Raw genomic sequence first — 11,720 nt, 5'->3', positions numbered from 1 at the left:
GGATCGGTGTTCGGATCCGGCCCCCTCACCGCGGCCGGATCCGAACACCGATCCGCAGCGCCTGCGTCCCCCGTCCCCGGCCATCGACCCGCCTTCGCCATCTGCCGGGAACGACCCCGCCGCCGATGAACGCCTCGCCCCACCGGCCGCGCCCACGGCGGTCCGACCAGCGGCCGGGGTGCTGCTCGCACTGCTCGCCGCCGGCGGGCTCATCGGTGCGTTCGGGGTCTGGATGGCGGGAACCTCCCGGGCCGGCCACGCGGTCCTCGGCCCCGCGGCCGCCATGGTCACCGGCGTGATCTGCGCCCAGATGCTGTTCCTGAGCAAGCGCGCGATCGGTGTCGTGATCACCGTTCTGGCCGCCTTCGTCGGTTCCGGCGGCGGGGTACTGCTGGCCCGAGCCCTCGACGTCGACGAACCCGGCCGGGTGCTGCTGTGCGTGGTGGTCGCCCTGATCGTCGCCGCGGCCTGCGCGTTCGTCATGTTGCCGCCCTCGCCGCCCTTGCCGCCTCTGCCGCCTCTGCCGGCCACCATCGGCCCGCGCCCGGAGACGCCATCGGACCCGCCGGCCGAGGGTTCGGTCGCCAACCCGCAGACGTCGGTTCAGGACGTCGACAATGCCGGACGGCCCCTGTTACGCCCGGCGCCCTGACGCCGGCGGGTCGCCGGGGGCGCGGTGCCGCCGGTGCCGGCATCGCGGGTGATCCACGCCATGACGCCGCGGCAAAGGCGCAGATCAACGCGGGCATTGCGGCCGGTGCTGGACGGTGGCCCGGCGCCGGTCATGATATTTCGGTTCACCTGGGATGCTGGCCTGCGACAATGGACGAAGCCAAGGGGGTGTCGTGGCTGCCGTTCCGGAAGGCAACCGCGTGGTGGCGGGCCGATATCGACTCGTCGCGCGTCTGGGTGCGGGTGCGATGGGCACCGTCTGGCGTGCCTTCGATTCCGTCCTGGAAACCGAGGCCGCGCTCAAGGAGATCGAGTTCGCCGGTGGCGTCGCGGGCGCCGAGCGGGCGGACCGGGTGGAGCGTGCAATGCGCGAGGCGCGGCACGCCGCGAAACTGCGCGGCCACCCACACGTCGTCACGATCCTCGACGTCGTCCTCGAGCACGGCCTGCCCTGGATCGTGATGGAGCTCGTGCCATCCCGATCCCTGTTCGAGGTCGTGCGAGACGACGGCCCGCTGCCCGTCGCCGAGGTCGCCCGGATCGGGGTCGCGATGCTCGACGCGCTCGTCGCCGCTCGCGACCACGGCATCGTCCACCGCGACGTGAAACCGTCCAACGTGCTGATCGGGACGGACGGCCGGGTCGTGCTCACCGACTTCGGCATCGCCACCGGCGACGGCGATCCGACCCTCACGGTCACCGGCGTACTGGGAACGCCCCTCTACATGGCCCCGGAACGGCTCGACAACCGACCGGCGACCTTCGAGGCGGACCTGTTCAGCCTGGGGGGCACGCTGTACTTCGCCGTCGAGGGTCACCCGCCGTTCGAGCGGGACAGCTTCGGCGCGATGCTGGCCGCCATCCTGCTGTACCCGCCCGCCCCGACAGCGCGGGCGGGCGCCCTTGCCCAGGTGCTCGACGGTCTGTTGGCGAAGGATCCCGCCCCGTCTCGCAGCTGGAGTCCGACCGGCGCGGGCACACCGGTCGGCGGTATCGACGACTGCGACGAGGCGACCCGGGTGGCCGGCCGGACCAGCCGCCAGCCGCCCCCGGACCGGCCACCGACGCAGTTCCCCGAGGCGCCGGCGGAGCTCACCGCGGTGGAGCAGGACGGCGCGGTGCTGCTGCGTTGGGCGCCGTCGGTCACCCCGGGCGCGTCCTACCGGGTGTCGCGGGTGCTCGAGGATCCGTCCGCACCGAACGGTCGCCGCGAACGCGGCCTGGGCATCACCACCGGCACCGAGCTGTTCGACGCCGGGGCGCCCCGGGGCGTTCCGCACTGGCACGAGGTGGTCGCGATGGTCACGGACCCCTCGGGCCGACTGCGCTCGACGCCGGTCCGCACGCCGACCCGCACGCTGTTGCCGCCGGTCACCGCGCTGCGGGCCGGCATGTCCGGCGACGCGGTCGCGCTGTCCTGGCGGCCTATGCCGGAGCGCGACGAGGTGATGATCGAGCGGACGTTCGCCGAAACCTCACCGCTGTCGGGGGCGAAGCGCCGGTTCCGCGGCGCCGGTGGCTACTTCCTCGACGAGGACACGGCACCGGGCGCGGTCTACCGCTACCGGGTGTGGGCGGCCGGGTCGGACGGCTCGGACGCGCTGGCCCCCTCCGGAGCCGCGGAGGTGGTGGTCCGGGTCGTCACCCGGCCGCGGCCGGTGCTGGACCTGGAGGCGCGCGCCACCCTCGGCGGGACCGTGCTGCGGTGGACGACCGTACCCGGGGCCGTCGTCCGGATCTACGCGACAGAGGCCCCCGCGCAGGCCGGGCTGGTCGGCACCGGCCCGTTCGGACCGGCCGACCACGAGGTCGGCGCGGGCTCGCTGGAGGGCCGGGCCCGGCTGGTCGGGGAGAGCCGCCGCGGACGCCTCGTCGACCCGCAGCCGATCGGCACGGTCGTCTACACGCCGATCACGATCGCCGAGGATCGGGCCGTGATCGGCGCGGCGGTCAGCCACAGCGGAGACTGAACCGGCGGTTGCCACCAGGCCGGTTCAGTCCGGCCGGCGGCCGCCGGTCAGCGCGGTGAGCCGGGCCAGCCGCGCCCGGTCTCCGCCGCCGGCGGCGACCGCCAGCGCCGCGGGACCCAGCGCGTACGTGCGGCGCCCGTCATCGCGATGGACAAACCCCGCCTCGACGAGGGCGAGCAGTATCGCCTGGCAGGTGGTCTTGTCCATGCCGACGGCCCGGGCCAGCTCCGAACCATCAGTGATGTCAGCGAGGCCGGCACATCAGCGAGGCCGGCACGCGGCGAGTGCTCACGCCCCGGCGGGCGCCACCGCATGCGCGGATGCCAGCATGAACGACCGTGGGAAGTCCAGACGACGCCGCCGCGACCGGCGGCGCGACCGACAGCGCAGACATGATCAACAGTGCGGACGCGATCGAGGGCATTGCCGACGATCAGCAGCCGCCCGCCTACGGATACCTCGATATAGACCCCGACACCGCGCGGCGGGCCAGCCGCACCTACTGGGACGACGCGGCCGCGGACTACCAGGCCGAACACGGCGCCTTCCTCGGTGACAGCGACTTCTGCTGGAGCCCCGAGGGGCTGCGCGAGTCCGAGCTCCGCCTGCTCGGGGATGTTGCCGGCCGCACAGTCCTGGAGGTCGGCTGCGGCGGTGCCCAGTGCGCGCGGTGGCTGCGGCGCCACGGCGCCCGGGTGGTCGGCTTCGACCTGTCCGGCGGACAGCTCGCCCAGGCCCGCGCCTACGCGGCCAGCACCGGCATCGAGGTGGCGCTGGTCCAGGCCGACGCCGTCGCGCTCCCGTTCGCGAACGAGAGCGTCGACGTGGCCTGTTCCGCGTTCGGCGCGGTTCCGTTCGTGGCCGACAGCGGGGCGGTGATGCGGGAGATCGCCCGGGTGCTGCGGCCCGGCGGGCGCTGGGTGTTCTCGACGACCCATCCGTTCGTGTGGTGCCTGCCGGACGATCCGGACGAGCACGGGCTGCGGGTGTTCCACAGCTACTTCGACCGGCGCGCCTACACCGAGCACGACGACTCCGGCCAGGCGATCTACACGGAGACGCATCGCACGATCGGCGACCGGGTCCGCGAAATCGTCGCGGCCGGGTTGATCCTGCACGACATCATCGAGCCGGAATGGCCGGCGGGCGAGGAGCGGACCTGGGGCCAGTGGGGGCCGGTACGCGGCAGGTACGTGCCCTCCACCGCCATCTTCGTCACGAGCCGGCCGACGGCCCGCCAGCTTTCGTGACCCGGTAGGTGTTAAGGCACCGAGGCCGGGCAGACCGTGTTCAGGCGGCACCGGATAAGCCGGAAATGGCATGAATATCGGACCGGAGACCGACGAAGGGGAGGCAACACCATGAAGATTCTGCGTCGAATGCGGAACGAAGTTCGGCACGACGTCAACCAGGCGGACCGTTCTGGCGCGCGCGGGCTGCGACGCCTGCGGCGGCGGCGGAGCCGGAACGCCTCCTCGACCACCACCGGTACTCGCTACTGATCTCATAGCGACGATCTCGTAGCGACAGCGCACCCGGGCGACCCCGGGGTTCTGAGCGGGCGCCCGCTCAGAACCCCGGGGTCGCCTGCTGTCTGAACATCTTCCGCCGGCGAACTGCCGGAGCCCCGAACACGAACGCCGGCCAGCGTGCACGCGGCGAGTGAGGAACACTCCGCTCAACGCGACGACAGGTTGTCCCACTGTGCACACAACGCCCTAGGGCGCGGGGAGGTACCCCGATCCCCCCCGTTATGGTGGGCCCCGCATTCGCCGTTGGGGGCAGACCGTGTATCACGCTCACTCCGCACCCGGAGATGCCACGTTCAGGCGCGGCAATCCGGGGGTTCGCGCGTGCACGAGTGTGGCGCTCGCCGTGGCGCTGCTCGGCTTCGCGGCCGGGTGCTCCTCCAGCGGCGGCACCGCCTCGTTCACCCCGGCTCCGCACGCAACACGGGTCGCACCCACCGTCGAAGCGGATCCGCTACCGCCGCTGAGCAAGTTCATCACCCAGCCGGACGGTAGCCGGGTGACAACGGTCAGCGCCGACTACCTGTTCGACTCGAACAGCAGCGAGCTACGGGGGGAGGCGATGACCGCGTTGCAGCAGGTACTGCCCGCGATCCGCGAGCATCCCGGCCCCATCTCGGTGATCGGCTACAGCGACGGGCTGGGCCGGACCGAGGACAACCAGAAGCTGTCGCTGGCGCGGGCGAAATCCGTCGAGGCGTGGCTGGCGACGCAGAACATCCCCAGCTCCGTGCTGGATGTCGAGGGCCGGGGCGAACAAGGCGCGCAGGATGACGTCGCCGACGCGAGCCGACGCCGAGTGGAGATCGTGCTTCGATGACGTGCGACGTTTCCGCCTGTCCACCGGCGACCCGGGGCTCAGCCGGGACGGGTAAACCCGCGCCCCGGCGCCGGGACCGGGGCCGGGGCCGCCACCTGCGCGGCCGGCTGGCCATGCTGGTGGCCGCAGCCATGCTGGCGACGCCGATGCTCGCGGCCTGCAACACCGGCGGCCTGGTCGGCGCGTCCAAGGCGGACGGCCCGCCCGACTGTTCCAAGTACCAGGAGTCCACGCCCAAGGCCGGCGCCCCGCTGCTGCTGGTGCTGCTCGACGTGACCGACAACTCGGCCGCGACCGCGCAGCGCGTCGCGACCCGGGTGCAGCCCTACCTCGACACGGCGCTGAAGGACGGCTCCTACATTCGGCTGGTCGCCAGCGGTGGCGCGGCCATGACGTACTCGGACTGCTTCCACGGCGACCGCATGTTCCAGATCAAACGGAACAACAACCGCCGTGAGGAGAAGGACCGGGTCGCCGCCGCCAAGGCGCTCGGAACGGAGATCGACCACGTCGTCCAGACCGAGCGGGTCAGCGCGAAGGGCAGCGCCACGGGCCTGCTCGCCGGCATCAACGACGAGCTCAACACCGTCCGCTCCACGCCCGGCGTAAAGGTCACCGACGTGACCGTCCTCGTCTGGAGCGACCTGCTCGGCACCGGTCAGGACACCGACTGCCTCAACGTCGACGGCAAGAAGGCGTCCGCGCCCATCGCCGAGGCGCTGGTGAAACGGTGCTTCGAAACCCAGCAGATCACCGCGGTCGGGAACGACAGGGTCCGGTTCCTCGGCGTCAACGAGGGCGCGACGGATCGGCCGCAGCAGGATCTCGCCCGTTACCTCAAGGGCGAACTGTGCCGACGGATCAGCAGTGACTGCAGCTAGCTCCACCATCCCGGCTGTCCCGACCGTCCCTCCGCCCGCGCCCGCGCCCGCGCCCGCCGCGACAACGCTCGAGCTCCCGGAGCATCCCGTCCGCAATCGCCGCGGCACGCGCCACGCCGATCCATCCGAACCGCTGCTGGCCACGATGGCGCCGGTGGAACCCAAGCCGAGGAGACGACCGATGGGCATTCTGCACGAGCCCGAGGACCAGCACTTCAGCCCCGCCCTGATGCGCTCGACGGTTGTGATCACCGGCTGCCTGGTCATGCTCGCGGTGCTGGAGATCTGGGTCTGGTTGACCCTGTCGTCCTCGTTCGCCAAGGTCTCCGTCACCGGATCGATGATCGTGACGGCGCTCAGCTTCTTCATCACCGGCAACACCTTCCGGCTGCGCGACATCCGGCGCCGGGTGGGCAACCGGGCTCGAGCCGGCCGGATCGCCCCGATCGACGCGCTGTCGACCCTGCCGCCGCGGGAGACGATCGCCCGCCGTTTCATGCTCGGCACCGTCGGCGCCGTCGTCGGCGTCGGCACCCTCGTACTGACCATGATCTTCTCCGGCGACGAGCAGCAGGGGGCGCGTGAGGCCATGGTCGCCTCGGTGCTCGGCATCGTCTGCGCCATGCTCTGCTTCGTCGGCGGGACCTTCGCCCGCCCCATCGACTAGCCGCCCATCCCCGATCCACTAACCGCCCATCGGGACCGACACCGGAAAAGTAGGAGCCTGAAACGGTGCTGCGCAGGGGAAACCAGCCAGGTCGTCTGGCCAAGCAGCTCATCCGCCGGGTGGGAGACGCCGACATCGCGCTGGCGGGCGCGGAAACCCGCCCCAAGGTCCTCAAGAGCCTGGAGGAGGCGGAGGTCCAGGAGGTCCGGGCCTCCGTCCGGGCCGACGGCCGGACCCTTGAGGAGCTGATCGCCGAGCTTCGGATGGAGATCGACTCTCGGGCCGAACGCCGCGAACGGCGGACCGAGCTGATCAAGAACAAGGTCGAGCAGGGCCGGTTGTGGCGCAGCGTCGGGGTGCAGGAGCGCATCCCGCAGATGGCGTTGGCGGGACCGGCCCGCACGGTCGTCCTGACTCTGCTCGCGGCGCTGGACTTCTACGTGTTCGCGCAGTCCTACGCGGTGCTCGCCGACGTCGGCGGCTACGGCCCGGAATGGTGGCTCGGCGGCCTGCTCGGCGTCGCCGTGTTCATCGCCGGGGTGGCGCTCGCGCACGGGATCAAGGCGTCCATCCTCGCCCGCGCCCAGAAGCAGATGCTCGCCGACGCCGACGCCGGCCGTTTCAAGATCGATATCGATGTCCGCGAGCAGCTCGTCGAGTCGAAGTCGTCCCCGCTGGCGCTGACCCTGACCACGGCGATCTTCCTGCTGCTGTCCATCGCCGGGGTGCTCGTGCGCACCCAGGGCACGGCCGGCGAGAGCACCGGCGGCGCGGTGATCCTGTTCCAGGCGCTGATCCCGCTTGTCGCCGTGGCGGTCGAGCTGTACCTGCACGACCCGACGGAGCGCGACGAGCCGATGCCGAACATCGTCGACCGCCGGCTGGAACGGCGCCTGGCCAAGGCTGAACGCCGGCTGCGCATCGTCGCCGCCCAGGTCGAGGCGAAGGTGTCGCAGATCGAGAAGCTCTACCGGGTCGAGGAGGCCATCCTCGACGTCGAGCAGAAGGACATGGGCCTGCGCCACACCACCGACCTGGTGCTCGGCGGCGGCCACATCCCGACCATGCCGACGAACGGCCGGGTCGCCGAGGTGGACCGCGACCAGCTGGAGAAGACCATCAAGATGGCCCGCCGGTCGTAGCTGGCTGCTACCCGGTCCTGGCTGGCCGCTACCCGCAATGATCCGGTGAGGTCGAGGGCAAGGTAGGACTCGGTGCGGGGCTGGCGGCAGGCGCGTTCATCATGGGGTTGACCGGATCAGCCGGCGACGCTGGGCCGCCCGCCGGTGGCCGGCTCGTGTCGAGGGCGCGCTGGTGTTGAGCACCGATCCAGGCGTTCACCACCGCCCAGTGCATGGTGAGCCACTGCCGCCGGTCCGATTCGGAGTCGGGGATCTCGGCCGCGGGCACCCACCACCAGCGCAGCAGCAGCGGCGCCGCGAGCGGCAGCGCCCGCCAGACCTCGCCCGGAGCACTGAGCTCGTCGAGGCCGGCATGCGCGACGATCACAGTGGCGGCGATCCGGCCGGTGGCGAGCGCGGCGAGCACCCCGGCCGGCCGCGGCGGCAGGACTGCGTCGAGGTCCTCGGCGACGGCGGCCCGGTCCCACTGCCCGCGGGCCCGCAGCCGGGCGATCAGCCGCAGCCGGCGCGACGGGGTGAAGTTCGCCCCCTCCGGGAAGATCACCAATGCCTCGTCGGTACCCAGGCCGCACGCGAGCTCGCCGATCCGGGCGGCAGCGTGGTCGTCCGACCCGTCGTTACGCAGGAAGCAGGCGCCGAGCCGGCCGAGCAGGATGTCGATCGCCGGGTCGAGCTGAAGCCGGTGGACAAGCACCACCCTCGGCAGCAGCCGGTAGCGACTAAGTAGCAGGTGGATGAGCACGAACGAGTCTCCCGGGCCGGCGTGCCGGCTGAGCACGAGGACGGGCCCCGAGCCGGCGTCGACCGTCCCCGCGGGCGGCTCGGTGACCTCCAGGCGCAACCCGACGAGCCGTCGGGCGGCCGCGACCAGCACGACGAGCGTTCGGCGCAGCAGCCACAGGTGCGCGGCCTCCCACCGTCCGCCGAGGGCCGGCCGGGCCAGCCACAGCCCGAACGTGGCTACGATCAGCACCACCTCGGCGGTCAGGTAGACCGCGGCAAGCAGGGCCGCCCGCGACAGCCGCAGCCGGCGGTCGACCGGCGCGGCCAGCAGACCGAGCGCGGCGACGGCCACCCCGATCACGGCCAGCGCCGCCGCCAACGGCACGAACAGCGGGTCGACCAGGAACCGGCGGACCGCCCACGGTGGAACGCCCAAGGCGTCAGCCCTCCAGGTCAGGAGACATCGAGCGGCCGGGCCCGGCCGCCGGCGGTGAGGTCGAGGTACGCCGCGGTGGCCTGTCGGGCCTGCTGGATGCGCCGGTTCAGACCCGAGGTGGAGCGGTAGCGCAGCGGCACCAGCGGGGCGCCGCGTTCCCCGACCGGCAGCACATGGACGGCGACACCGCTGGGCAGCCGGGCCATCGCCTCGGTGAAACCGCGCCGGCGAGCGATCTCGAAGGCGACCAGCCCGGCCTCCCACGGCCAGCGCGGCGGCCGCAGCGGCCGTTCGATCCGGCCGACGTGCAGGACGTAGACCGTATGGGCGCCGAGCTCCACCGCCCGCCCGACCGGGTTGCTGTCGACGATCCCGCCGTCGATGAAGTGCTCCTCGCCGATGCGCACCGGCGGCAGCAGCGCCGGGACCGCGCAGGAGGCCAGCACCGCCTCGACGAGCGGCCCGCGGTCGAACCAGTGCGCGGCGGCGCGTTCGATGCTCGCCGCGACGCACTGGAACCGCACCGGCAGGTCCTCGATCGGCTCGGCTGGCAGATGCGTGCGCAGCAGCGCGCGCAGCGGGGCGTTGGAGTGCAGGTGGCCATGCTGGACGACGGTGGCCAGCCGCCGGGCCGGGCCCCCCGCGAACACGTCGGAGATGCCGAGCTGTGACCACAGCTCGGTCAGCCGGTCGATCGTGGCGGGCGCGGGTTCGGCCGCCACCGCGGCGCCGTTGATCGCGCCGACTGAGGTGCCGACCACCAGGTCGGGCAGGATGCCGGCGTCGAACAGCGCGGCGAGCATGCCGACCTCGCTCGCGCCGAGGATGCCACCCCCGCCGAGGACGAAGGCCACCCCCGCCTCGGCGCTCGCAGCCGCCTGCTCGCTCACCCCCGGACCAGGACGGGGCCCCGGCCGCTCATCTCTACCCGCCGCCTTCGCGTCCACCCACACCCCATCCGCCGAACCGCCCGTCCTGCACCGACCGCTCGCGGCTCGCGGCAGCGATCGATCACCTCCTTCCCCGATCCGGGCCGGCCGACCCGTCCGGTTCCGGATCGTCTTCGCCACTCCCGTCCGCGCCGGTCGCGACCGGCGCAGCCACGCCACCGGCGCCCACCCGTCGGGAAACGATCCCCGACGGGGACAATGACCGGCATGCTTTCCGACGACGACGTGGATGAGATCGTTTTCAAGGCAGCGGGCAACGGCGATCACCGTGGGGCGGCGGCCACCCTGGAGACGCTGGCCGAGCAGCCCGCCGCCCACAGCGAGACGGTCACCCGGGCCTCCCTGCTCGTCGATGCGGGCAGCCAGTACGGGCTCGCCGAGGACTGGAGCGAGGCGACCCGCTGCTATCGCGCCGCCGTGGCTGACGGCGGCTCCTGCCCCATCGACCCCCGCGCCTGGTTGCACGACGGACTGCTGCGCAGCGGGCAGACCGAGCAGGCCGACTCGCTGCGGGCGGAGCTGAAAGCGGCGAAGTTGGGCGATCCGGGCGTCTACGAGGCCGTCGCCGAGAGCCTGGAGGAGGCCGGCCTGCTCGAGGACGCCCACATCTGGTTCACGATGGGCTACCACCGCTGCGAGCGGGCCCCGGTGCCGGACTTCCTGCTTGACCTTCTGCTCGTCGGGCGCCGTCGGGTGCGCATGGCACTCGGCCATCCCAGCGATGCCCTCGACGAGGTTGCCGAGGACTACATGGAGACGGTCGGCGGCTGACCATGACCGCGACCGGTGCAGGCGCCGCGGTGGCGGGCGGGGAAGACCGCGGCCCCGTCACATCGTTGGAACCTCGCGTGAACCCGACCCTCAGCGTCCCCCTGTCCGTGCTGGACCTCGTGCCGGTCGGCAGCGGAACGACGCCCGCCGATGCGGTCCGCGGATCGCTTGACCTCGCCCGGCACGCCGAACGGCTCGGATTCACCCGATACTGGCTGGCGGAGCATCACGGCATGCCCGGCATCGCCAGTTCGGCGACGTCCATTCTCATCGGCCAGGTCGCCGCGGCCACCAGCACGATCCGGGTGGGTTCCGGCGGCGTGATGTTGCCCAACCACGCGCCGCTGGCCGTCGCCGAGCAGTTCGGCACCCTCGGTGCCCTGTTCCCCGGCCGCATCGACCTCGGGATCGGCCGGGCCCCCGGTACGGATCCTGCCACCGCCCGGGCGTTGCGGCGCACCGCCGGGCTGCTCGCCGTCGACGATTTCCCCGAGCAGCTCTCCGAGCTGACCACCTTCCTCTCCGGCGGCGAGTTCGCCGCCGACCACGCGATGCGCGGCGTCCACGCGTTCCCGCAGGCTCAGGTGCCGCCGATCTGGCTGTTGGGCTCCAGTGGCTACAGCGCCCAGGTGGCCGGGATGCTGGGCCTGCCGTTCGCCTTCGCGCACCACTTCAGCCCGGCCAACACGGTGCCGGCGCTCGAGCTGTACCGCCGCTCGTTTCGCCCCTCGGCCGGCCGGGAGCGTCCGTACGCGATCGTGGCCGCTGCCGTGGTCTGCGCCGAGGACGACGAGCGCGCCGAATGGCTCGCCGCCCCCGTCCGGCTGGCCATGCTGCGGATCCGCGGCGGCCGTCCCGGCGTCTTCCCCTCCCCCGAGGAGGCCGCCGCGCACTCCTGGACCCCGCAGGAACGGGCCGCGGCCGAGAACGCGACGGCGTCGCACATCGTCGGCTCCCCGTCGACCGTCCGCGCCGGGCTCGACGCCCTGCTCGACGTGACCGACGCCGACGAGATCATGATCACCACGAATGCCCACCGGCCGGCGGACCGGATCCGCTCCTACGAGCTGGTCGCCGAGATCGGCGGCCTGGCGCAGGCCGGCCCGGCCGCGTCGGCGGCCACCCCGGTGGGAGCGGCCCGCTCGCACTGACCCCGGCC

11 protein-coding genes and 1 pseudogene are annotated in these 11,720 nt (G+C 72.5%); 9 read left to right on the top strand and 3 right to left on the bottom strand.

What is annotated here, in order from left to right; all coding sequences use genetic code 11:
* Window positions 1-652, top strand: a pseudogene (locus NBZ85_RS19335) (serine/threonine-protein kinase); the annotation flags it as partial.
* 193 nt (window positions 653-845) lie between these two features.
* Window positions 846-2,642 (top strand): serine/threonine-protein kinase, encoded by a 1,797-nt coding sequence (locus NBZ85_RS19330; RefSeq protein WP_261562350.1) that lies wholly within the window; start codon window positions 846-848, stop codon window positions 2,640-2,642.
* 24 nt (window positions 2,643-2,666) lie between these two features.
* On the opposite strand, the gene NBZ85_RS19325 is transcribed toward NBZ85_RS19330, so the two are convergent.
* Window positions 2,667-2,867 (bottom strand): hypothetical protein, encoded by a 201-nt coding sequence (locus tag NBZ85_RS19325; protein ID WP_261558702.1) that lies wholly within the window; start codon window positions 2,865-2,867, stop codon window positions 2,667-2,669.
* A gap of 113 nt (window positions 2,868-2,980) precedes the next feature.
* Here NBZ85_RS19325 and NBZ85_RS19320 point away from each other — a divergent pair, with 113 nt between their 5' ends.
* The 5 genes from NBZ85_RS19320 (at window position 2,981) to NBZ85_RS19300 (ending at window position 7,681) form a co-directional block, all read left to right on the top strand.
* Window positions 2,981-3,892, top strand: coding sequence for a class I SAM-dependent methyltransferase (locus tag NBZ85_RS19320; RefSeq protein ID WP_498041251.1), 912 nt, complete (start codon window positions 2,981-2,983; stop codon window positions 3,890-3,892).
* 613 nt (window positions 3,893-4,505) lie between these two features.
* Entirely contained in the window at window positions 4,506-4,991 is a 486-nt protein-coding gene (locus NBZ85_RS19315; protein WP_261558699.1) for an OmpA family protein, read from the top strand.
* Window positions 4,988-5,872, top strand: a complete 885-nt coding sequence (locus NBZ85_RS19310; RefSeq protein WP_261558698.1) for a hypothetical protein — start codon at window positions 4,988-4,990, stop codon at window positions 5,870-5,872. The genes NBZ85_RS19315 and NBZ85_RS19310 overlap by 4 nt, the downstream gene beginning before the upstream one ends.
* 181 nt (window positions 5,873-6,053) lie before the next feature.
* A complete protein-coding gene (locus NBZ85_RS19305; RefSeq protein ID WP_261558697.1) occupies window positions 6,054-6,539 on the top strand; it encodes a hypothetical protein in 486 nt (161 codons plus the stop codon).
* 65 nt (window positions 6,540-6,604) lie between these two features.
* Window positions 6,605-7,681: a hypothetical protein gene (locus NBZ85_RS19300; RefSeq protein ID WP_261558696.1), complete on the top strand. Its 1,077-nt coding sequence runs from the start codon at window positions 6,605-6,607 to the stop codon at window positions 7,679-7,681.
* A 28-nt stretch (window positions 7,682-7,709) separates the two neighbouring features.
* Here the strand turns inward: NBZ85_RS19300 and NBZ85_RS19295 are convergent, their stop codons facing one another.
* Both NBZ85_RS19295 and NBZ85_RS19290 read right to left on the bottom strand, forming a co-directional pair.
* Window positions 7,710-8,840 (bottom strand): 1-acyl-sn-glycerol-3-phosphate acyltransferase, encoded by a 1,131-nt coding sequence (locus NBZ85_RS19295; RefSeq protein WP_261558695.1) that lies wholly within the window; start codon window positions 8,838-8,840, stop codon window positions 7,710-7,712.
* Window positions 8,841-8,857: 17 nt separating this feature from the next.
* Window positions 8,858-9,694, bottom strand: coding sequence for a patatin-like phospholipase family protein (locus NBZ85_RS19290; protein ID WP_261558700.1), 837 nt, complete (start codon window positions 9,692-9,694; stop codon window positions 8,858-8,860).
* Window positions 9,695-9,997: 303 nt separating this feature from the next.
* On the opposite strand from NBZ85_RS19290, the gene NBZ85_RS19285 reads away from it, so the two are divergent.
* Entirely contained in the window at window positions 9,998-10,561 is a 564-nt protein-coding gene (locus tag NBZ85_RS19285) for a hypothetical protein (protein ID WP_261558694.1), read from the top strand.
* A gap of 77 nt (window positions 10,562-10,638) precedes the next feature.
* Entirely contained in the window at window positions 10,639-11,712 is a 1,074-nt protein-coding gene (locus tag NBZ85_RS19280; RefSeq protein WP_261558693.1) for an LLM class flavin-dependent oxidoreductase, read from the top strand.
* Window positions 11,713-11,720 lie beyond the last annotated feature (8 nt).

Source organism: Frankia tisae (genome assembly GCF_025403405.1).
Lineage (GTDB): Bacteria > Actinomycetota > Actinomycetes > Frankiales > Frankiaceae > Frankia > Frankia tisai.
Note: the sequence above shows the minus strand (reverse complement) of the source record. Positions and strands in the feature narration are given on the sequence as shown.